Below are 22,186 nucleotides of genomic sequence, written 5' to 3'. Positions count from 1 at the left end.
GGTTTGCAGCCGCCCCTCGGGCGGGTTCTTTTCGGCTCCAGGTCGGCTGATGAACAGCCAACCTAGAACGGAAAAAGGCCGGTGGCAAAAGCCACCAGCCATCAGCCTTGTGCGAGTCGCTCGGGCTGTAGACGCAAGGTGCGAACTTACTTGAGTTCGACCTTGGCGCCAGCTTCTTCCAGCTTCTTCTTGGCGTCTTCGGCAGCTTCTTTGCTCAGACCTTCAGCGATGACCTGAGGAGCGGTGTCGACCTTCTCCTTGGCTTCTTTCAGGCCCAGACCGGTCAGCTCGCGAACGGCCTTGATCACGTTCACTTTCTTGTCGCCGGCTTCAGCCAGAACAACGTTGAACTCGGTTTGCTCTTCGACAGCGGCAGCGGCAGTAGCCGGGCCAGCGGCGACGGCAGCAGCAGCGGTAACGCCGAAGGTTTCTTCCATCGCTTTGATCAGCTCGACGATTTCCATGACGGATTTCTGGCCGATGGCTTCGATGATTTGCTCGTTAGTCAGAGACATGACTATCAATTCCTGTATTGGGGTGACGGCCTAGGCGACCATCAAATTAAACGTTTGATTTCGAAAGGGCTCAGGCCGCCTTAGGCAGCAGCAGCTTCTTTCTGGTCGCGAATGGCTGCCAGAGTGCGAGCGAGCTTGCTGGTGGCGCCTTGGATAACGCTCATCAGCTGGGCGATGCCCTCGTCGCGGGTCGGCAGGCTTGCCAGTACGTCGATCTGGTTGGCTGCGAGGTACTTGCCCTCGAACGCAGCTGCCTTGATCTCGAACTTGTCCTGACCCTTGGCGAACTCTTTGAACAGACGAGCAGCAGCGCCCGGGTGTTCGTTGGAGAAAGCGATCAGGGTCGGGCCTTTGAACACGTCGTTGAGCACGTCGAACTGAGTGCCTTCAACGGCGCGCTTGAGCAGGGTGTTACGCACGACTTTCACGTACACACCTGCTTCGCGGGCCTCTTTACGGAGTCCGGTCATTGCGCCGACGGTCACGCCACGGGCATCAGCCACGACAGCGGACAGACCGGCTTTGGCAGCCTCGTTGACTTCAGCGACGATGGCCTTCTTGTCTTCGAGTTTAATTGCCACGGGTTTACTCCTGGTTTTTACCGTTTCGTCAGGCCGAAGCCCGACGGCGTTTTGGTGTCTGATTCGGTATGAATCGGGAGCACCATCTGCGTAGGCCCCGCGAGATCGCTCTCTTGGGTTTAAAGCTTGCGCCACCTACGGTCTTGGATAGCCCCCGCCAGGCAGGGACCCCAATCTTGCAAGGCTGACGGCCGCAGTCGCCGCCAGCCCGTATTACATTACGCCTCGAGCGAAGCCTGATCGATGATCAGACCCGGACCCATGGTGGTGCTCAGGGTCACGCGCTTGACGTAGATACCTTTGGAAGTGGACGGCTTCAGACGCTTGAGGTCGGACAGCAGGGCTTCCACGTTCTGCTTCAGCGCGGCGGCTTCAAAGCCAACCTTGCCAACGGAGGTGTGGATGATGCCGTTCTTGTCGGTACGGAAACGCACCTGACCCGCCTTGGCGTTCTTCACAGCGGTGGCGACGTCCGGAGTCACGGTGCCGACTTTCGGGTTCGGCATCAGGCCGCGCGGACCCAGTACCTGGCCCAGCTGACCGACGACGCGCATGGCGTCCGGAGAAGCGATGACCACGTCGTAGTTCAGATCACCAGCCTTCATTTCGGCAGCCAGATCGTCCATACCGACCTTGTCGGCACCGGCAGCCAGAGCAGCTTCAGCGCCTGGGCCCTGGGTGAACACGGCAACGCGTACGGTCTTGCCAGTGCCGTTCGGCAGAACGGTAGCACCACGTACGACCTGGTCGGATTTACGCGGGTCGACGCCCAGGTTCACGGCGATGTCGAAGGACTCGGTGAACTTGACGGCCGACAGCTCGGCCAGCAGTTTGGCTGCATCTTCAAAGGAATAAGCCTTGCCAGCTTCAACCTTGGCGGCGATGGCCTTCTGGCGCTTGGTCAACTTAGCCATTTACACACCCTCCACGTTCAGGCCCATGCTACGAGCGGAACCGGCGATGGTACGCACGGCCGCATCCATGTCAGCGGCGGTCAGATCGGCCTGCTTGGTCTTGGCGATCTCTTCTAGCTGAGCACGGGTAACGGTGCCGACTTTCTGGGTGTTGGGACGGCTGGAGCCACTCTGGATGCCGGCCGCTTTTTTCAGCAGCACGGAAGCCGGGGTGCTCTTGGTTTCAAAGGTGAAGCTGCGGTCACTGTAAACGGTGATGATCACAGGAGTCGGCAGACCAGGCTCCATGCCCTGGGTCTTGGCGTTGAACGCCTTGCAGAATTCCATGATGTTCACGCCGTGCTGACCCAGAGCCGGGCCCACGGGTGGCGACGGGTTTGCCTGACCGGCTTTAACTTGCAGCTTGATATAAGCCTGAATCTTCTTAGCCATTAGCTACTCCAATGTCGGGTTCAAACGCCTCGAAAGGCTCCCCGGTTACTTACGCATTTATCCCAATGACGACAAAACCCCGCAGCCTGAGGCTGCGGGGTGAGGGATGCTTATGTCAGTTATGCCTTCTCGACCTGACTGAACTCCAGCTCGACCGGGGTGGAGCGACCGAAAATGGTCACAGCAACCTGGATACGGCTCTTCTCGTAATTGACTTCTTCGACCACGCCACCGAAGTCAGCGAACGGGCCATCGATGACACGAACCATCTCGCCCGGCTCGAACAAGGTCTTCGGCTTGGGCTTGTCGCCACTGTCGGCAACACGACGGAGAATGGCTTCGGCTTCCTTCTCGGTGATCGGCGCCGGCTTGTCGGCCGTACCACCAATGAAGCCCATGACGCGGGGCGTATCCTTGATCAGGTGCCAAGTCGCCTCGTTCATTTCCATCTGTACCAGCACATAGCCAGGGAAGAACTTGCGCTCACTCTTGCGCTTCTGACCGTTGCGCATCTCGACCACTTCTTCAGTGGGCACGAGAATCTCGCCAAAGTCATCTTCCATGCCAGCCAGCTTGACGCGCTCGATCAGCGAGCGCATGACATGCTTCTCGTAACCCGAGTAAGCATGCACGACGTACCAACGCTTAGCCACGGGACACCCTTAACCTACAATCAGGGAAACAAGCCAACCGAGCAGGGAATCGAGCCCCCACAGCAGCAGCGCCATCACCAGCACCACGGCCACCACGATCAGCGTGGTCTGCGTGGTTTCCTGGCGGGTTGGCCATACGACCTTGCGAATCTCGACGCGAGCTTCTTTCAGCAATACCGCGAAGGCCTGGCCACGAGCGGTCTGAAAGGCCACGAAAGCAGCCACGACAGCGAGCACCAGCACACCAAGAACGCGATAAAGGATCGGCTCGGCGGCAAAGTACTGATTACCGACCACACCCACTACAACCAGGGCAGCGACAACCAGCCACTTGACCAGATCAAAGCGAGAGTCTTGGGCTTCAGCCTTACCATTCATTCGAGAGGATCCTGTGAAAGACGCGCCAAATTCGTTAGAAAATGGCAGGTCAGGAGGGAATCGAACCCCCAACCTGCGGTTTTGGAGACCGCCGCTCTGCCAATTGAGCTACTGACCTAGATGAATCAGGCCGACCATTATGCCGGCCTGAGAGTGACAGATCAACCGATTATTCGACGATCTTGGCAACCACGCCGGCACCAACGGTGCGACCACCTTCGCGAATCGCGAAGCGCAGGCCGTCTTCCATGGCGATCGGCTTGATCAGGGTGACAACCATCTTGATGTTGTCGCCCGGCATTACCATCTCAACGCCTTCCGGCAGTTCGCACGAACCGGTCACGTCAGTGGTACGGAAGTAGAACTGCGGACGGTAGCCCTTGAAGAACGGGGTGTGACGACCACCTTCTTCCTTGGACAGCACGTAAACCTCAGCCTCGAACTTGGTGTGCGGCTTGATGGTGCCCGGCTTGGCCAGTACCTGACCACGCTCGACTTCATCACGCTTGGTGCCGCGCAGCAGCACGCCGCAGTTCTCGCCAGCACGACCTTCGTCCAGCAGCTTGCGGAACATTTCCACGCCGGTGCAGGTGGTCTTGGTGGTCGGACGCAGACCGACGATCTCGATCTCTTCCTGAACCTTGACGATACCGCGCTCGACACGACCAGTTACCACGGTGCCGCGGCCGGAGATCGAGAACACGTCTTCGATCGGCATCAGGAACGGCTTGTCGATGGCACGAACCGGCTCAGGGATGTAGGTATCCAGAGTCTCGACCAGCTTCTTGACCGCAGTGGTGCCCAGCTCGTTGTCGTCTTCGCCATTCAGCGCCATCAGCGCGGAACCGATGATGATCGGAGTGTCGTCACCCGGGAAGTCATAGGTGCTCAGCAGGTCGCGAACTTCCATCTCGACCAGTTCCAGCAGCTCAGCGTCGTCAACCATATCAGCCTTGTTCAGGAACACGACGATGTACGGTACGCCTACCTGACGGGACAGCAGGATGTGCTCACGGGTTTGCGGCATGGGGCCGTCGGCAGCCGAGCAGACCAGGATCGCGCCGTCCATCTGGGCAGCACCGGTGATCATGTTCTTCACGTAGTCGGCGTGACCCGGGCAGTCAACGTGCGCGTAGTGACGAATGTTGGAGTCGTACTCTACGTGCGCGGTGTTGATGGTGATACCACGAGCTTTCTCTTCCGGAGCGCTGTCGATCTTGTCGAAGTCAACCTTGGCCGAACCGAAAACTTCGGAGCAGACACGGGTCAGAGCAGCGGTCAGAGTGGTCTTACCGTGGTCAACGTGACCGATGGTGCCGACGTTGACGTGCGGTTTGTTACGTTCAAATTTCTCTTTAGCCATCTTGACCGTCTCCTAGCGAAGAATTGAGCAAGCCATATATGCCACTTAAAACAAAGGCAGATACTTTCATATCTGCCTTTATTAGATGGAGCTCATGAGCGGACTTGAACCGCTGACCTCACCCTTACCAAGGGTGTGCTCTACCAACTGAGCTACATGAGCCAAACTCTTTTGCACGAAACACAAACTGGAGCGGGCAGCGGGAATCGAACCCGCATCATCAGCTTGGAAGGCTGAGGTTCTACCACTGAACTATGCCCGCGGAGCTTGCAGCTCACGCCGAATCTGGTGGAGGGGGAAGGATTCGAACCTTCGAAGTCGATGACGTCAGATTTACAGTCTGATCCCTTTGGCCGCTCGGGAACCCCTCCAAAGTGAGGCGGCATTTTCTAGATCTGCCACCCTACTGTCAAGCTTTTTCTCATTTAAAATCTTGAGGTTAGCTACGTTGACAGCATCTTCGTCGGGAACCAACTTTGACCACCCTGCGAAGCGGGCGCCATTCTATGCAAACTATTGGGGCATTGCAACGCCTTCACAAGGCATTAATTGATGCTGCAAACCAGCAAAATCTCCAGCCAGGCGCCCAAGCAAGACTTCATCGGCCAATCGCCGACTCTCAGGCGCCACCTGCACCCAGAAACTGCGATGCGCACGGGGCAGCTCACGAATCTTAGGCTCATAGCCGGCATCACGTAAGCGCTGTATCACCGCCTCTGCCGAATCCTTGCGCGGGAAGATGCCCAGGGAAATGCCATTGGCCAGATCCCCCTGAGTAATGATGTAGCTATCGACATTGCGCGCCTGCAATTCACGCAACTGTCGCAGCGAAGCCTGGCGTGACGCCAGAGGCTCCAGATAGACCCAGAACTCGACGCCCGCTGCGGCATCCACCGAACGCACCTGCACCTTGATATCCAGCGACAGCAAGCGCTGCTCCACTTCCCGAGCTTGGGCTTCACGCTCGAAACTACCCAGATAGAGGCAGACAGAAGCCTCCTCAGACTCCACCCCCTTGGGCTCCATCTTGCCAGCCACGGAGCGGGGCGCAGAGCCACCCTCACTGAGCAGGCGAATATCCTTGCGCTCGCCCTGGTAAGGCTCGACCGGCGCGACCTCCTTGGCCCGCAGAGGGGCCTGCTGCTGATGCCAGATGTAATAAAAGGCATTCAAGAGAATCAGCAAAAGGAGAATCCAACGCATGCCAGGCCTCACACCAAAGGGCAGGCAATCGCCAGCCCTACGAAAACCAGATCAGGAACCACCTGCGCACCGGGAATCACATCCCTGACCAGGTCGACATCGCCCCCAGTGAGAAACACCTCCACCCCTTGAGGGAAATGCCGCAGCGCCTCCTGATACTGCTCCCGCACGAAACCGCGCAGCATCAGTACGCACCCCCGCTCCACCGCCTGCGCCGTGGAACGCCCCGGGTCCAGCGTCGACAAGGCCAAGGCAGCCGACTCCCGATCGTAACGGATACGCCGGGTATGGGTGCTCAACTGCTCACGCATCAGCGGCACACCGGGGCAGATGAATCCCCCCAGGTGCCGACCATCGCAGGCCACCAGGTCAGCGGTCACTGCCGTGCCCAGATCGATGATGAGGCAGGCGCGTTGCCCAAGATGGTAGCCCCCGAGCACCGCCAGCCAGCGATCGAGCCCGAGACGAGCATGGTCATCGTAGCCATTGATCACTTCTCCCTGGCGCCGAGCAGGCACGGCACAGACCGGCTCGACGGCAAAGCGGATACGCAACTGCGTGACCAGCGCGACCGTCTCTGCATCGCTGCGCACACTGACCAGACGGCAATGGCTAATGCTCACCCTAGCCACAGCGTCCAACTCGGTGAACAAATGCTCCAGAGAATCGACGATCCCTACATGAAGCACGGCTTGCTCGGGCCAACTGAGAATGCGCCACTTGATGAAACTGTTACCACAGTCGAGCTCAAGAATCATCGCGCAACCTCAAGCTCAATTCTCCACCGCTGAACGCAGACACCTTGCCGTCGATATCCAGGTGGATGGCACCCGAATCATCGACCCCGAGAATCCTACCCATGGTCACCCGCTCACCCGCAATCAAAGCCGCTTCTTTTCCCTGCCAGGCATGCAAGCTCTCCCACTCGTGGCGCACACCTGCGAATCCAGCCTGCCAATGCCTGGCTAGGTAGGCTGCAAGCTGTACCAGCAGCTCACCCGCCAGCTCGTTGCGATCGACCGGCCGCCCCAGCACCTGGCGCATGGACGTCCAGGGCTGCTCGATGGCCTCCGCCTTTTCCGCAAGCATGTTCACGTTGATGCCGATACCAATGATCACATGACAGATATCCGCGGGGTCGCCAACGAGCTCCAGCAGAATCCCGGAGATCTTGCGGCCACCCAGCAATATGTCATTCGGCCATTTGAGGCCGACATCATTCAGACCGAAGCACTGCAACGCACGAGCGACGGCCAGGCCGATACTGAGACTCAGCGCCTCCACCTGGCGCATACCGCCATCGACCCGCACCGCCAGACTGCAATACAGATTCTCTGCAAAGGGGCTTACCCAGGCCCGCCCACGCCTACCACGCCCCGCCGTCTGACGCTCGGCGAACACGGCGAAAGGCGCCGGCACCTGGCGGGCAAGCGAGCGCATGACCTCGGCATTGGTAGAGTCGACTGCCGCCACCACCTGGACAGGCCAATGCAGTTGCCCGGCACGCCGGGTGATAGCCTCGACATCCAGAAGCTGCAACGGCTGCGCAAGCCGGTAACCCTTGCCAGGAACGCGGAACACCTCAAGACCGAACTCGGCCTGCAACCCTTGCAGTTGCTTCCAGATAGCACTACGGCTGACACCCAGAGCAGCGCCCAGGGCTTCCCCAGAATGAAAGCGCCCGTCTTGGATAAGCTTCAACAATGCCTGCATGAAAGGCCCCACCTTGAACAAGGTTGGCATGATAGCGATGCCTCCGGGCGTTGCATAGAAAACCGCCCTTGGCACTACAGCGACATGCCCAACCAAAGTAACGGGCAGCTTTTACTACGCAGCATCTGTGTAGGGTGCGCTACGCGCACATGGCCCATGCCCCCGGAGCATCGGTGCGCACAGCGCCCCCTACGCCAGGCTTCGGCTTTTCCCGACGCAAAGAAGAAACCCCAGAGCGCGTTGGCGATCTGGGGTTTCGTATAGGAGCTTGACGATGATCTGGCCGGCACTCCGGGACTCTCACCGCCACCTGCCATTTTTCGCGCACATAGAAGAACGCCCTGACCAGTTACCTGATCAGGGCGTTCGTATAGGAGCTTGACGATGACCTACTCTCACATGGTGAAGCACCACACTACCATCGGCGATGCGTCGTTTCACTACTGAGTTCGGGATGGGATCAGGTGGTTCCAACGCTCTATGGTCGTCAAGCAATTCGGTTGGGATCTCGTCGTTAGACGCTATCCCCTGGATACGTGATAGAAGCTTTGTAGTTCTTGCAAATTTTCGGCTTTCTGTCGACTTCACCATCGACACCCTCTGCACGAGGGCAGATTGTTTGGGTGTTATATGGTCAAGCCTCACGGGCAATTAGTATTGGTTAGCTCAACGCCTCACAGCGCTTACACACCCAACCTATCAACGTCGTAGTCTCCGACGGCCCTTTAGGGAGCTCGAGGCTCCAGTGAGATCTCATCTTGAGGCAAGTTTCCCGCTTAGATGCTTTCAGCGGTTATCTCTTCCGAACATAGCTACCCGGCAGTGCCACTGGCGTGACAACCGGAACACCAGAGGTTCGTCCAACCCGGTCCTCTCGTACTAAGGTCAGCCCCTCTCAAATCTCAAACGTCCACGGCAGATAGGGACCGAACTGTCTCACGACGTTCTAAACCCAGCTCGCGTACCACTTTAAATGGCGAACAGCCATACCCTTGGGACCGGCTTCAGCCCCAGGATGTGATGAGCCGACATCGAGGTGCCAAACACCGCCGTCGATATGAACTCTTGGGCGGTATCAGCCTGTTATCCCCGGAGTACCTTTTATCCGTTGAGCGATGGCCCTTCCATACAGAACCACCGGATCACTAAGACCTACTTTCGTACCTGCTCGACGTGTCTGTCTCGCAGTCAAGCGCGCTTTTGCCTTTATACTCTACGACCGATTTCCGACCGGTCTGAGCGCACCTTCGTACTCCTCCGTTACTCTTTGGGAGGAGACCGCCCCAGTCAAACTACCCACCATACACTGTCCTCGACCCGGATGACGGGCCAGAGTTAGAACCTCAAGGTTGCCAGGGTGGTATTTCAAGGATGGCTCCATGAGAACTGGCGTCCCCACTTCAAAGCCTCCCACCTATCCTACACAAGCAAGCTCAAAGTCCAGTGCAAAGCTATAGTAAAGGTTCACGGGGTCTTTCCGTCTAGCCGCGGATACACTGCATCTTCACAGCGATTTCAATTTCACTGAGTCTCGGGTGGAGACAGCGCCGCCATCGTTACGCCATTCGTGCAGGTCGGAACTTACCCGACAAGGAATTTCGCTACCTTAGGACCGTTATAGTTACGGCCGCCGTTTACCGGGGCTTCGATCAAGAGCTTCGCTTGCGCTAACCCCATCAATTAACCTTCCGGCACCGGGCAGGCGTCACACCCTATACGTCCACTTTCGTGTTTGCAGAGTGCTGTGTTTTTAATAAACAGTCGCAGCGGCCTGGTATCTTCGACCGGCATGGGCTTACGCAGTAAATGCTTCACCCTCACCGGCGCACCTTCTCCCGAAGTTACGGTGCCATTTTGCCTAGTTCCTTCACCCGAGTTCTCTCAAGCGCCTTGGTATTCTCTACCTAACCACCTGTGTCGGTTTGGGGTACGGTTCCTAGTTACCTGAAGCTTAGAAGCTTTTCCTGGAAGCATGGCATCAACCACTTCGCATTCTAAAAGAACGCTCGTCATCAGCTCTCGGCCTTGATCTCCCGGATTTACCTAAGAAACCAGCCTACCGCCTTAAACACGGACAACCAACGCCGTGCTGGCCTAGCCTTCTCCGTCCCTCCATCGCAGTAACTAGAAGTACGGGAATATTAACCCGTTTCCCATCGACTACGCATTTCTGCCTCGCCTTAGGGGCCGACTCACCCTGCGTCGATTAACGTTGCGCAGGAAACCTTGGTCTTTCGGCGTGCGAGTTTTTCACTCGCATTGTCGTTACTCATGTCAGCATTCGCACTTCTGATACCTCCAGCAAGCTTCTCAACTCACCTTCACAGGCTTACAGAACGCTCCTCTACCGCTCATCCAAAGGATGAACCCGTAGCTTCGGTGTATGGTTTGAGCCCCGTTACATCTTCCGCGCAGGCCGACTCGACTAGTGAGCTATTACGCTTTCTTTAAAGGATGGCTGCTTCTAAGCCAACCTCCTAGCTGTCTAAGCCTTCCCACATCGTTTCCCACTTAACCATAACTTTGGGACCTTAGCTGACGGTCTGGGTTGTTTCCCTTTTCACGACGGACGTTAGCACCCGCCGTGTGTCTCCCGTGCTGACACTTGCTGGTATTCGGAGTTTGCATCGGTTTGGTAAGTCGGGATGACCCCCTAGCCGAAACAGTGCTCTACCCCCAGCAGTGATACACGAGGCGCTACCTAAATAGCTTTCGAGGAGAACCAGCTATCTCCGAGCTTGATTAGCCTTTCACTCCGATCCACAGGTCATCCGCTAACTTTTCAACGGTAGTCGGTTCGGTCCTCCAGTCAGTGTTACCTAACCTTCAACCTGCCCATGGATAGATCGCCCGGTTTCGGGTCTATACCCAGCGACTAAAGCGCCCTATTAAGACTCGCTTTCGCTACGCCTCCCCTATTCGGTTAAGCTCGCCACTGAATATAAGTCGCTGACCCATTATACAAAAGGTACGCAGTCACCCAACAAAGTAGGCTCCCACTGCTTGTACGCATACGGTTTCAGGTTCTATTTCACTCCCCTCTCCGGGGTTCTTTTCGCCTTTCCCTCACGGTACTGGTTCACTATCGGTCAGTCAGTAGTATTTAGCCTTGGAGGATGGTCCCCCCATGTTCAGACAAGGTTTCTCGTGCCCCGTCCTACTCGATTTCATTGATAAGAGCGTTTCGTGTACGGGGCTATCACCCACTACGGCGGCACTTTCCAGAGCCTTCCACTACACTCAAATCAACTTAAGGGCTAGTCCCCGTTCGCTCGCCACTACTTAGGGAATCTCGGTTGATTTCTTTTCCTCAGGGTACTTAGATGTTTCAGTTCCCCTGGTTCGCCTCTTGCACCTATGGATTCAGTACAAGATACCTAGGTTATCCTAGGTGGGTTCCCCCATTCAGACATCTCTGGATCACAGTCTGTTTGCCGACTCCCCAAAGCTTTTCGCAGGCTACCACGTCTTTCATCGCCTCTGACTGCCAAGGCATCCACCGTATGCGCTTCTTCACTTGACCATATAACCCCAAGCAATCTGGTTACTGTCTCAATCGTGAAGACGACATTCGCCGAAAATTTGCGTCTTGAGAACTACAAATTTTACCTTGACCAGATCAATTGCCAGTGAAAGCAATCAATCAGTCACTTCTATCACATATCCAAATTTTTAAAGAACGATGTTTCTACCGGTCAAAAGACCAGAAATCAGCACTCACCAGGTCTACCCTGAAGTGCTCATTTCTGAACTCTTTCCTTCTACCGCAACGCGCGAGAGTGGTGGAGCCAAGCGGGATCGAACCGCTGACCTCCTGCGTGCAAAGCAGGCGCTCTCCCAGCTGAGCTATGGCCCCGTAATCTTCTGCACCAAGCAATTGGTAGGTCTGGGCAGATTTGAACTGCCGACCTCACCCTTATCAGGGGTGCGCTCTAACCAACTGAGCTACAGACCTATAACAGGGTCGCGTTACAGCATCGTCTTCGACTATGAATCAAGCAATTCGTGTGGGAACTTATGAAGAAGCTGATGTCTTCGATTAAGGAGGTGATCCAGCCGCAGGTTCCCCTACGGCTACCTTGTTACGACTTCACCCCAGTCATGAATCACTCCGTGGTAACCGTCCCCCCGAAGGTTAGACTAGCTACTTCTGGAGCAACCCACTCCCATGGTGTGACGGGCGGTGTGTACAAGGCCCGGGAACGTATTCACCGTGACATTCTGATTCACGATTACTAGCGATTCCGACTTCACGCAGTCGAGTTGCAGACTGCGATCCGGACTACGATCGGTTTTATGGGATTAGCTCCACCTCGCGGCTTGGCAACCCTTTGTACCGACCATTGTAGCACGTGTGTAGCCCTGGCCGTAAGGGCCATGATGACTTGACGTCATCCCCACCTTCCTCCGGTTTGTCACCGGCAGTCTCCTTAGAGTGCCCACCATAACGTGCTGGTAACTAAGGACAAGGGTTGCGCTCGTTACGGGACTTAACCCAACATCTCACGACACGAGCTGACGACAGCCATGCAGCACCTGTGTCTGAGTTCCCGAAGGCACCAATCCATCTCTGGAAAGTTCTCAGCATGTCAAGGCCAGGTAAGGTTCTTCGCGTTGCTTCGAATTAAACCACATGCTCCACCGCTTGTGCGGGCCCCCGTCAATTCATTTGAGTTTTAACCTTGCGGCCGTACTCCCCAGGCGGTCAACTTAATGCGTTAGCTGCGCCACTAAAATCTCAAGGATTCCAACGGCTAGTTGACATCGTTTACGGCGTGGACTACCAGGGTATCTAATCCTGTTTGCTCCCCACGCTTTCGCACCTCAGTGTCAGTATCAGTCCAGGTGGTCGCCTTCGCCACTGGTGTTCCTTCCTATATCTACGCATTTCACCGCTACACAGGAAATTCCACCACCCTCTACCGTACTCTAGCTCGCCAGTTTTGGATGCAGTTCCCAGGTTGAGCCCGGGGCTTTCACATCCAACTTAACGAACCACCTACGCGCGCTTTACGCCCAGTAATTCCGATTAACGCTTGCACCCTTCGTATTACCGCGGCTGCTGGCACGAAGTTAGCCGGTGCTTATTCTGTCGGTAACGTCAAAATTGCACGGTATTAACGTACAACCCTTCCTCCCAACTTAAAGTGCTTTACAATCCGAAGACCTTCTTCACACACGCGGCATGGCTGGATCAGGCTTTCGCCCATTGTCCAATATTCCCCACTGCTGCCTCCCGTAGGAGTCTGGACCGTGTCTCAGTTCCAGTGTGACTGATCATCCTCTCAGACCAGTTACGGATCGTCGCCTTGGTGAGCCATTACCTCACCAACTAGCTAATCCGACCTAGGCTCATCTGATAGCGCAAGGCCCGAAGGTCCCCTGCTTTCTCCCGTAGGACGTATGCGGTATTAGCGTTCCTTTCGGAACGTTATCCCCCACTACCAGGCAGATTCCTAGGCATTACTCACCCGTCCGCCGCTAAATCAAGGAGCAAGCTCCTCTCATCCGCTCGACTTGCATGTGTTAGGCCTGCCGCCAGCGTTCAATCTGAGCCATGATCAAACTCTTCAGTTCAATACTGCTTGGGTTTTGAGAAAACCCTAAACTTGGCTCAGCAATCGCAAATCTCTTACTTAAAAGAGTAACTCTCGAATTCACGAGTGTTGCTTTGTGATGCTGATAATCTGTCGACTATCAGGCTTACCTCACAAGCACCCACACGAATTGCTTGATTCAGTTGTTAAAGAACAGTTGGTTAAGCCTCTCGCCTCAACCAGGCCGCGCATTCTACAGCAGCCCTTCTTCCTGTCAAGTCGTTTTCAAAAGAATTTTTCCTTTCTACTCAACCACTTGCGCCTTCGATCAGAACTTCTTCTCTCCAGCGGGAGGCGCATTCTACAGCGTTCAAAACCGCTGTCAACCACCTCTTTCAAACCGCTTTCGATCCATTCGACCGAACCACCAACAAGACTCAACCACCGCCCTGTCGACCGGCGCGCATTCTACACGCCAGATCCAGCTTTGCAAGCCCTTCATTTAACTTAACTTATTGATTAACAAGCAGTTTTTGAAGCACTTCAGCGCTGAAGTGGCGCGCATTCTACCGCCAGCAGAATGCGCGTCAAGCTTATTTTGCAGTTTTATTACTCGGCCTTGAGCGTGATGCGCGCAAAGGCCTTCTTGCCGGCCTGACAGACATGGGTCGAACCCACCTTGAACAGGAAAGCGCGGTCAACCACCTCACCATCGACGCGCACGCCTCCCGAACCTAGCAGATCGCGAGCCACGGCAGCATTCTTAACCAGGCCTGCTTTATTAAGGACGGATGAGATCGGCATATCTTCAGCCGCAGCCAGCTCGACCTCCGGAAGATCTTCCGGCAGCTCGCCATCCTTCATGCGATTGCCAGCGGAGCGGTGCGCATTGGCCGCCGCCTCCTCACCATGGAACCGCGCGACGATCTCTTCAGCCAGCTTGATCTTGATGTCACGCGGATTGGCCCCCTGCTCGACATCACGCTTGAACTGCTCGATTTCTTCCATGGAGCGGAAGCTGAGCAGCTCGAAGTAGCGCCACATCAGCGCATCAGGCATGGACACCAGCTTGTTGTACATCACCCCCGGCGCTTCCTGAATGCCCACATAATTGCCCAGTGACTTGGACATCTTCTTCACGCCGTCCAGCCCCTCCAACAACGGCATGGTGACGATGCACTGCGACTCCTGGCCATAGGCGCGTTGCAGCTCACGCCCCATCAGCAGGTTGAACTTCTGATCGGTGCCACCCAACTCGACATCGGCCTTGAGCGCCACGGAGTCATAGCCTTGTACCAAGGGGTAGAGGAACTCATGAATGGCGATCGGCTGATTGCTGGTGTAACGCTTGTCGAAATCGTCGCGCTCGAGCATGCGCGCCACAGTGTATTGCGAAGCAAGACGAATGAAATCGGCAGGCTTGAGTTGATCCATCCAGGTGGAGTTGAAAGCTACTTCGGTCTTGGCCGGGTCGAGAATCTTGAAGACCTGCTGCTTGTAGGTCTCGGCATTCTCTAGCACCTGCTCACGGGTCAGCGGCGGACGCGTCGCACTCTTGCCGCTGGGGTCGCCAATCATCCCGGTGAAGTCGCCAATGAGGAAAACCACCTGATGCCCCAGCTCCTGGAACTGACGCAGCTTATTAATAAGAACGGTATGGCCGAGGTGCAGATCCGGCGCAGTTGGATCGAACCCCGCCTTGATCCGCAGTGGCTGACCACGCTTGAGCTTTTCTATCAGCTCAGCCTCAACCAGAACCTCTTCCGCACCGCGCTTGATCAGCGCTAGCTGCTCTTCGACCGACTTCATGACAGAACCCGCAACCACTGGAAATTGAAAGGGAACCAACCATACAAGATCGCAAACTAATTACAAGTTTTGCCCCCGCCCTGGGCCTGTTGCCGCTCCGCGCACGGCTGCGACGGCAACACACACCCACATCTGTATCACACACCTGCAATGTCAAGGGTTGCCCATCCAGGGTTTTGGTTATATTTTAGACAGTTAATGCACATATCAAGAAAACGCCTCACGCCATGACGCAAAATTCTCCCAAAGCCCCGCCCTACCCAAAGAGCCATATTCTGGCTGCGAGTGGTGTAGCCGCGCTGCTGAGCCTGGCTCTGCTGGTGTTTCCCTCGCGCGAAGTCGAAGCGCAGAAAACCTTTCTCAATCTGGATCTGGGCAATGATGCCGAGATGGTGATCGAGGAAAAGGATGACCTCCGAGCGGGGCAGGCTGACAGCCCGAACGACTCGCCATTCGCCCAGATCGAAGGCAATTCGGATGACACCGAGCTCAGCGCAGAAGAAGACGCTGATGAAATCGCCCCCGCCACTGCAGCACTTCCACCCGACGACCCCACTCATAAAAGCATCACCGTCAGCAACGGCGATACGCTATCGACTGTGTTCGCCAAGGTGGGCCTGAGCGCCAATGATCTGCACGAGGCGCTCGACAGCAACAAGGAAGCCAAGCAGTTCAGCCGCCTCAAGGTCGGCCAGGTGCTGCAGTTCGAGCTGGACGAAGAAGGCAAGCTGAAGAATCTGCAAAGTAAACTCAGCGAACTGGAAACCATAAGCCTGAGCCGCAACGAGGCGGGATACGACTTCAAGCGCGATCTGGCCAAGCCCGAGATCGTCAACGCCTACAGCCATGGCGTGATCAACAGCTCGCTGTTCCTCTCCGCCAAGCGTGCTGGCCTATCCCATGGGCTGACCATGGATCTGGCCAATATCTTCGGTTACGACATCGACTTCGCCATGGACATCCGCGATGGCGACGAATTCGAGGTGATCTACGAAGACAAGGTGGTCAACGGCAAGCATGTCGGCACCGGTAATATCCTTTCCGCTCGTTTCACCAACCGCGGCAAGACCTATACTGCTGTGCGCTATACCGATCGCAAGGGCAACACCAGCTACTACAGCGCCAATGGCGAGAGCATGCGCAAGGCCTTCATCCGCACGCCCGTGGATTTCGCACGCATCAGCTCACGCTTCTCCACCGGCCGCAAGCACCCGATCCTGAACAAGATCCGCGCCCACAAGGGTGTCGACTATGCCGCGCCGCGCGGCACGCCGATCAAGGCTGCAGGAGACGGCAAGGTGATACTGGCAGGACGCAACGGTGGCTACGGCAACACCGTGATCCTCCAGCATGGCCAACGCTACCGCACCCTCTATGCGCACATGCAGGGCTTCGCCAAAGGCGTGCGCAATGGGGTGAACGTCAAGCAAGGCCAAATCATCGGCTATATCGGCACCACCGGTCTGTCTACCGGCCCACACCTGCATTACGAGTTCCAGGTCAACGGCGTGCATGTCGACCCGCTGAGCCAGAAGCTGCCGATGGCCGACCCCATCGCCGCCAACGAGAAAGCGCGTTTCATGCAGCAAAGCAAGCCGCTGATGGCACGCATGGATCAGGAAAAGGCCACCATGCTGGCTGCCAACAAGCAGTAATCCATGGTCCATCTCTATATTGGCGTGATGTCCGGCACCAGCCTGGATGGCCTGGACATCGCGCTGATCGAGCAGACTGAAGCACCGCGCCTGCTCGCCACACTGTATCGCCCCCTGCCTGATGCTCTGCGTCACGAACTGCTGGCACTGTGCAGCCCTGGCGCAGACGAGCTGGCCCGTGCGGCCATCGCCGAACAACACTGGGCCGAGCTGGCCGCAGATTGCATCAACACTCTGCTAGCACGTCAGGGGCTGTCAGCATCAAGCATTCGCGCCATCGGCAGCCACGGCCAGACCGTTCGCCATGAACCTACGCGTGGCTTCACCATCCAGATCGGCAACCCCGCCCTGCTCGCCGAACGTACCGGCATCAGCGTGGTGGCAGACTTTCGTCGGCGCGATGTGGCGGCCGGTGGCCAGGGCGCGCCGCTGGTGCCGGCCTTCCATGAAGCGCTCTTCGGTTCGACGCAGCAGCACATTGCGGTGCTCAATGTCGGCGGCTTCAGCAACCTGAGCCTGCTCGAACCCGGCAAGGAGGTTCATGGTTTCGACTGCGGGCCAGGTAACGTGCTGCTCGATGCCTGGATTCAGCATTGCCTGGGCGAGCAGTACGACCGCGACGGCGCCTGGGGCGCGGGCGGCACGCTGCAGCAAGCGCTGCTCGACAGTCTGCTGGCCGATCCCTTCTTCGCCACCCAAGGCCCCAAGAGTACCGGGCGCGAGCTGTTCAACCTGAATTGGCTACAGACTCACCTGGCGAAGCATCGCGACCTGCCTGAACAGGATGTACAGGCCACCCTGGTGGAATTGAGCGCGCGCAGCATCTGCGAGTCATTGCACAGAGCGCAAATGCGCACTGACAGCCTGCTGGTCTGTGGCGGAGGCGCGCACAACCGGCACCTCATGCAGCGCTTGGCAGCCTTGCTGCCTGGCACCGAGGTGGTTTCGACCGCCAGCCGTGGCATCGACCCGGACTGGATCGAAGCCATGGCCTTCGCCTGGCTGGCTCATTGCACCCTGCAGGGCATAGCCGCCAACCGTCCAAGCGTCACCGGCGCACGAGGGCTACGGGTGCTCGGCGCCATCTATCCAGCCTGAAAACAAAAACGCCGTGCACGGGGCACGGCGCTAACGAATCAATGACCCGTATCAGATCGAGAAGGACGACCCACAGCCACAGGTGGTGGTGGCGTTGGGGTTCTTGATGACGAAACGCGAACCCTCCAGGCCTTCCTGATAATCGACCTCGGAGCCCACCAGATACTGGAAGCTCATGGCATCGACGACCAGACTCACGCCCTCGCGCTCGACGATGGTGTCATCCTCGGCGACATCCTCATCGAAGGTGAAACCATACTGGAAGCCCGAGCAACCGCCACCCGTGACGAACACGCGCAGCTTCAGACGCGGATTGCCCTCTTCATCGACCAGGGTCTTCACCTTGCTGGCCGCCCCCTGGGTGAAATGCAAGGGGGCGGGGGTGAAGCTTTCGACGCTCATGCTATGACTCCCGGCGCAACGCGCCATACTGCGTTAAGGCAGCATTATCCGCTTGCCCTAGAATTTTGGTCAACTATTACGCCCTGTCATCCAGGGTTTCCGGCAACTCCAGAGGACGCTCGTCCTCGCCCTTGATCGGGCACAGACGTCCGGCGATCTGCGCGCCCATGGCCATTTCCATCAACGCATAATGCAGATTGCCCCTTACACGCGCCCGGGCTCCCAGCTCGAGATGGGTCGAAGCGTAGACATCGCCCAACACCTCGCCCTCGACCACGATATGGGGGGCTCGCACCTCACCTTCAACCACGCCGCCGACGCTGATGCGCACCAGGCCTTCCGAGGCCAGCAGATTGCCGGTGACCCGGCCATCGACCTGCACCGCCCCCTGGAAGCGCATATCCCCCACCAGCTCTGCACCTACCGCGATAAGGCTGGTCTTGCCGCTGAAGCTCTGCAAATCAGGCTTGGGTTTTTCTTTCTTCCACATGGCGGTTCACTCTTTGTCTAACCATTTGAATGTACGAACCAGGGGCTTGTGCCCCTGAACCTGAGCCTCGACCTTGACCTGAGCGGGCAAGAAGCCCTGTGGCAATTGCAACTCGGCAAAACGACCGGCATCAGGTAGAGACTGAAAATGCTTGAAGGAAAAGGGGGTCTTGTTGCCACTGAACTCGTCGCTCACCGAGGCCAATGACAGGTTCTTGTCCTTGCCGCCCAGCTTGCCCTGAAGCGTGATGCTCAGTGTCCCCTCCAACGGCTCCTCGGCCGTGCCGACACGGCTCAACAGCAGCTTGTAGCGAAAGCGCTGCGGATCTTCGGTGGCCTGCAGCTCGAAGGCCCGGATGCGCAAACCCTCACGCCGACTACCCGGAGCCAGGACGCCCTTGTAGAAGGCCACGTCCTGCTGCAATTTGAAGATTTGCTCCTCGAGCAGCTTGATGGTGCGCCGGTTCTGCTCGATGGCCTGCTGGGCAACCTTCTCGCTGCTGCCGACCACGGCAAGGCGCTGGCGCAGGAATTCCAGCTCCTGATCCTTCTCGCTGATGAGCACCTGCAACTCATGGGCATCGGTAACGGGTCGCAGATAGGACAACGTACCCCACCCCAGCGCAAAGGCCAGAGGCACGGCGAGGAGCAACAAGGTCAGGAGGATACGTCGACGACGCTCATGTCGTGGATCACTGAACTTGATCTCCCAGCTCATGCAAATGACACCCGCGGCGCTCGGGCTGATGGCCCGAGCGAAGGCCAGATGCAGCCAGTGGTGCCTCGCAATCGGGCGGCCTGGCATGCCGGCCGTTCATCGTCGATCTGGGCACTGATCATCAGCCGCCTCCTGCCTGACATGAGTGGAAAGTCGCCGATGATAAAGCGCCATCGGCCAAGCGCCAAACCCGATGGTGACGCAATAGCGTGACAGGCTCTACTATCCGGGAGATTTGCTGACCGAGGAACGACCATGCTCTATCTGTGGCTCAAGGCCTTTCACATCATCGCGGTGGTCTGCTGGTTCGCCGGCCTGTTCTACCTGCCGCGCCTGTTCGTCTACCATGCGATGAGCACGGACGCCGTCAGCCAGGAGCGCTTCTGCGTCATGGAGCGCAAGCTCTATCGCGGGATCATGCTGCCCTCGATGATTCTCACCCTGGCGCTGGGTATCTGGCTGATCAGCCTCAACCCGAGCTATTACTTCAGCCAGGGCTGGATGCACGCCAAGCTGACACTGGTGGTCGCCCTACTGGCCTACCATCACATGTGCGGCGCACAACTCAAGCGCTTCGCCCGTGGCGAGAACAGTCGCAGCCATGTGTTCTATCGCTGGTTCAACGAGGCGCCGGTGCTGGCGCTGCTAGGTATCGTCATTCTGGTCGTCGTCCGTCCATTCTGAGGAATTCGCCATGTCTCTGCCTGCGTCGCTCGAACAACGCCTGCGCCTGCCCCTGGTGGCGGCGCCCATGTTCCTGGTGTCCAACCCGGCCCTGGTCGCAGCCTGCTGCAACAGCGGCATCGTCGGCAGCTTCCCGGCGCTCAATCAGCGTGAGAGCTCTGGCTTTCGCGCCTGGCTGGAGGAGCTCGATACGCAGCTAACGGCAGACGCTGCCCCCTATGCGGTGAACCTGATCGTGCACGGCAGCAACCCACGCCTGCAGGCGGATCTGACGATCTGCGTGGAGCGCCAGGTGCCCATCGTCATCACCAGCCTGGGTGCGGTGAAGGAAGTGGTCGACGCCGTGCACGGCTATGGCGGCCTGGTCTTCCACGACGTGACCACCCGGCGTCATGCCGAGAAAGCCGCCGAGGCTGGGGTCGATGGCTTGATTGCCGTGGCCGCCGGGGCTGGCGGCCATGCCGGCACCTGGAGCCCATTCGCCCTGGTCGCGGAAATCCGCCAGTTCTTCGACAAGACTCTGCTACTGGCAGGTTGCCTGAATCACGGCCATGAAATCCTTGCAGCGCAGATGCTTGGGGCCGACCTGGCCTATATGGGCACACGCTTCATCGCCACTGAGCAGAGCGATGCGCCTGCTGCCTACAAACAGATGCTGTTGCAGGCACGGGCTGCCGACATCGTGCATACCCCGGCGGTGTCCGGCGTACCGGCCAGTTTCATGCGCCAGAGCCTGGAACAGGCCGGCTATGACCTGGCCCGCCTGCAGGACAAGGGTGCCATCAACTACGGCGAGAAGCTCAAGCCGGTCAACGATGAAGCCAAGGCCTGGAAAACCGTATGGTCGGCCGGCCAGGGAGCTGGCGGTATCGAGGATCTGCCCAGCGTCGCCGAGCTCGTCACCCGCCTGGATCATGAGTACCGCACGGCTTTGCAGCAGGCTGCCGCCCTGGGGCAGCGCTGGATACGTTGAGGCGAGGCGCAGAAAAGCTGCCAATTGTGCTGCAGGCCGCTTGTACAGTGGCCTGCAGGCGCTCTACGCTGCATTACCTGCCACCTCATGAGCAGACAAGGAAGCCCGCATGAATCCACCTCGCTACAAGATCCTGTTCGACGGCCAACTGATGCCGAATGCGACACTGGAAACGGTCAAGGACAACCTCGCTCGCCTGTTCAAGAGCGACCGAGCACGCATCGATGCCCTGTTCAGCGGCGCAGTGGTGACCCTGAAGAAGGATTTGCCCGAGCAGCAGGCGGATCAATACCTCGATGCGCTGCAAAAGGCTGGCGCCAAAGTACGCAAGGAACTGGACCAGGCCATCGGCCTGAGCCTGGTACAGACCGAGGATCACCCAGAGGAACCCGCTCCCGACACGGCCAGCCAGGCCCGCATGACCTGCCCCAAATGCGGCCATGAGCAAACCAAGGCTGCCGAATGCTCGGCCTGCGGCATCATCATCGAGAAATACATGGCCCGCCAGGCACAACTGGCGGCAACCACGGTCACTCCCGTGCAGGAAGCCAGCTCACCCTATGCCCCACCACGGGCAGACGTAGCCGAAAACCTGCCACAATTCGGTGAGCTCAAGGTAGTGAATGTGGCAGGTCGCATTGGTCGAGTGCGCTACCTGGGCTGGAGCATGGCCATGATGCTATGCGCATTCCCAGTACTGCTGTTGTCCGTAGGCATCGGAACGCTGTCGAGTACGCTGAGCATGCTACTGGTAGCTGTGGCAGTGCTTGGCATGGCGGTCATCGGCGTCTGCATCGGCGTGCAACGGCTACACGATATTGGCTGGTCAGGCTGGTTGTGGCTGGTCAACTTCGTTCCAGTCGTCGGCGGTGTCTTTTCCCTGCTCATGCTGATCATCCCTGGCTCCCAGGGTGCCAACCGTTACGGCCCGCCGCCGCCGCCCAACAGCAACGCAGTGGTCATCCTGGCCTGGCTGACACTTCTGCTACCTGTTATCGGCATCGCCGCTGCCATCGCTCTTCCGCAGTACATGGGCTATACCGAACAACAACTCCTGCAGCGATGACGC

19 protein-coding genes, 6 tRNA genes and 3 rRNA genes are annotated in these 22,186 nt (G+C 57.7%); 5 read left to right on the top strand and 23 right to left on the bottom strand.

From position 1 onward, the window contains the following. Positions 1-146: 146 nt before the first annotated feature. From rplL to tyrS, 20 genes are all read right to left on the bottom strand, one after another. Positions 147-515: a 50S ribosomal protein L7/L12 gene (gene rplL, locus OU800_RS03260; protein ID WP_268181146.1), complete on the bottom strand. Its 369-nt coding sequence runs from the start codon at positions 513-515 to the stop codon at positions 147-149. A gap of 80 nt (positions 516-595) precedes the next feature. Continuing rightward, positions 596-1,096 carry a 50S ribosomal protein L10 gene (rplJ, locus tag OU800_RS03255; protein ID WP_003463333.1) on the bottom strand — a complete coding sequence of 167 codons (501 nt, stop codon included), beginning with the start codon at positions 1,094-1,096 and terminating at the stop codon, positions 596-598. A 218-nt stretch (positions 1,097-1,314) separates the two neighbouring features. Then, complete coding sequence (rplA, locus tag OU800_RS03250) at positions 1,315-2,010, bottom strand: 50S ribosomal protein L1 (protein WP_268181144.1); 696 nt, start codon at positions 2,008-2,010, stop codon at positions 1,315-1,317. Further along, positions 2,011-2,442 (bottom strand): 50S ribosomal protein L11, encoded by a 432-nt coding sequence (rplK, locus tag OU800_RS03245; protein ID WP_159973780.1) that lies wholly within the window; start codon positions 2,440-2,442, stop codon positions 2,011-2,013. Between the two features lie 119 nt (positions 2,443-2,561). Next, entirely contained in the window at positions 2,562-3,095 is a 534-nt protein-coding gene (nusG, locus tag OU800_RS03240; protein ID WP_024309662.1) for a transcription termination/antitermination protein NusG, read from the bottom strand. A 9-nt stretch (positions 3,096-3,104) separates the two neighbouring features. Beyond that, positions 3,105-3,473, bottom strand: a complete 369-nt coding sequence (gene secE / locus OU800_RS03235; RefSeq protein WP_268181142.1) for a preprotein translocase subunit SecE — start codon at positions 3,471-3,473, stop codon at positions 3,105-3,107. A 42-nt stretch (positions 3,474-3,515) separates the two neighbouring features. Beyond that, positions 3,516-3,591: transfer RNA gene (locus OU800_RS03230), tRNA-Trp, on the bottom strand. A 51-nt stretch (positions 3,592-3,642) separates the two neighbouring features. Continuing rightward, positions 3,643-4,836, bottom strand: a complete 1,194-nt coding sequence (gene tuf / locus OU800_RS03225; RefSeq protein ID WP_268181140.1) for an elongation factor Tu — start codon at positions 4,834-4,836, stop codon at positions 3,643-3,645. An 86-nt stretch (positions 4,837-4,922) separates the two neighbouring features. After that, a tRNA-Thr gene (locus tag OU800_RS03220) sits at positions 4,923-4,998 on the bottom strand. A gap of 26 nt (positions 4,999-5,024) precedes the next feature. Further along, positions 5,025-5,098, bottom strand: a tRNA-Gly gene (locus OU800_RS03215). 24 nt (positions 5,099-5,122) lie between these two features. Next, positions 5,123-5,207 (bottom strand) — tRNA-Tyr (locus OU800_RS03210). A gap of 142 nt (positions 5,208-5,349) precedes the next feature. Further along, entirely contained in the window at positions 5,350-6,039 is a 690-nt protein-coding gene (locus tag OU800_RS03205) for an SPOR domain-containing protein (protein WP_268181138.1), read from the bottom strand. 8 nt (positions 6,040-6,047) lie between these two features. Further along, the gene (locus tag OU800_RS03200) at positions 6,048-6,797 is read right to left on the bottom strand and encodes a type III pantothenate kinase (protein ID WP_268181137.1); all 750 of its coding nucleotides are present in this window, start codon (positions 6,795-6,797) and stop codon (positions 6,048-6,050) included. Further along, entirely contained in the window at positions 6,787-7,752 is a 966-nt protein-coding gene (birA, locus tag OU800_RS03195) for a bifunctional biotin--[acetyl-CoA-carboxylase] ligase/biotin operon repressor BirA (protein WP_268184175.1), read from the bottom strand. Before birA ends, OU800_RS03200 begins: the two co-directional genes overlap by 11 nt. A gap of 376 nt (positions 7,753-8,128) precedes the next feature. After that, positions 8,129-8,244: ribosomal RNA gene (rrf, locus tag OU800_RS03190) — 5S ribosomal RNA — on the bottom strand. A gap of 138 nt (positions 8,245-8,382) precedes the next feature. After that, positions 8,383-11,275: ribosomal RNA gene (locus OU800_RS03185) — 23S ribosomal RNA — on the bottom strand. A gap of 257 nt (positions 11,276-11,532) precedes the next feature. After that, positions 11,533-11,608 (bottom strand) — tRNA-Ala (locus tag OU800_RS03180). A gap of 22 nt (positions 11,609-11,630) precedes the next feature. After that, positions 11,631-11,707: transfer RNA gene (locus tag OU800_RS03175), tRNA-Ile, on the bottom strand. An 85-nt stretch (positions 11,708-11,792) separates the two neighbouring features. Then, positions 11,793-13,329, bottom strand: a 16S ribosomal RNA gene (locus OU800_RS03170). The 16S, 23S and 5S rRNA genes sit together here with 2 tRNA genes alongside, the layout of an rRNA operon. Positions 13,330-13,898: 569 nt before the next feature. Continuing rightward, a complete protein-coding gene (tyrS, locus tag OU800_RS03165) occupies positions 13,899-15,098 on the bottom strand; it encodes a tyrosine--tRNA ligase (RefSeq protein WP_268181135.1) in 1,200 nt (399 codons plus the stop codon). 227 nt (positions 15,099-15,325) lie between these two features. On the opposite strand from tyrS, the gene OU800_RS03160 reads away from it, so the two are divergent. Both OU800_RS03160 and OU800_RS03155 read left to right on the top strand, forming a co-directional pair. Beyond that, positions 15,326-16,753, top strand: a complete 1,428-nt coding sequence (locus OU800_RS03160; protein ID WP_268181133.1) for a peptidoglycan DD-metalloendopeptidase family protein — start codon at positions 15,326-15,328, stop codon at positions 16,751-16,753. A 3-nt stretch (positions 16,754-16,756) separates the two neighbouring features. Continuing rightward, positions 16,757-17,851 (top strand): anhydro-N-acetylmuramic acid kinase, encoded by a 1,095-nt coding sequence (locus OU800_RS03155; protein WP_268181132.1) that lies wholly within the window; start codon positions 16,757-16,759, stop codon positions 17,849-17,851. A gap of 51 nt (positions 17,852-17,902) precedes the next feature. Here the strand turns inward: OU800_RS03155 and erpA are convergent, their stop codons facing one another. The 3 genes from erpA to OU800_RS03140 form a co-directional block, all read right to left on the bottom strand. Beyond that, positions 17,903-18,253, bottom strand: a complete 351-nt coding sequence (gene erpA, locus OU800_RS03150) for an iron-sulfur cluster insertion protein ErpA (RefSeq protein ID WP_268181131.1) — start codon at positions 18,251-18,253, stop codon at positions 17,903-17,905. A gap of 76 nt (positions 18,254-18,329) precedes the next feature. Further along, the gene (locus OU800_RS03145) at positions 18,330-18,743 is read right to left on the bottom strand and encodes a bactofilin family protein (RefSeq protein WP_268181130.1); all 414 of its coding nucleotides are present in this window, start codon (positions 18,741-18,743) and stop codon (positions 18,330-18,332) included. Between the two features lie 6 nt (positions 18,744-18,749). Next, complete coding sequence (locus OU800_RS03140; protein WP_268181128.1) at positions 18,750-19,460, bottom strand: DUF6776 family protein; 711 nt, start codon at positions 19,458-19,460, stop codon at positions 18,750-18,752. 255 nt (positions 19,461-19,715) lie between these two features. Here OU800_RS03140 and hemJ point away from each other — a divergent pair, with 255 nt between their 5' ends. The 3 genes from hemJ (at position 19,716) to OU800_RS03125 (ending at position 22,183) form a co-directional block, all read left to right on the top strand. Then, the gene (gene hemJ, locus OU800_RS03135) at positions 19,716-20,144 is read left to right on the top strand and encodes a protoporphyrinogen oxidase HemJ (protein WP_268181126.1); all 429 of its coding nucleotides are present in this window, start codon (positions 19,716-19,718) and stop codon (positions 20,142-20,144) included. 10 nt (positions 20,145-20,154) lie between these two features. Further along, positions 20,155-21,117 (top strand): NAD(P)H-dependent flavin oxidoreductase, encoded by a 963-nt coding sequence (locus OU800_RS03130; RefSeq protein WP_268181124.1) that lies wholly within the window; start codon positions 20,155-20,157, stop codon positions 21,115-21,117. Between the two features lie 109 nt (positions 21,118-21,226). Continuing rightward, positions 21,227-22,183 carry a DUF805 domain-containing protein gene (locus OU800_RS03125; RefSeq protein ID WP_268181122.1) on the top strand — a complete coding sequence of 319 codons (957 nt, stop codon included), beginning with the start codon at positions 21,227-21,229 and terminating at the stop codon, positions 22,181-22,183. Positions 22,184-22,186 lie beyond the last annotated feature (3 nt).

It is taken from the genome of Pseudomonas sp. GOM7 (genome assembly GCF_026723825.1).
Classification (GTDB): Bacteria; Pseudomonadota; Gammaproteobacteria; order Pseudomonadales; family Pseudomonadaceae; genus Aquipseudomonas.
Note: the sequence above shows the minus strand (reverse complement) of the source record. Positions and strands in the feature narration are given on the sequence as shown.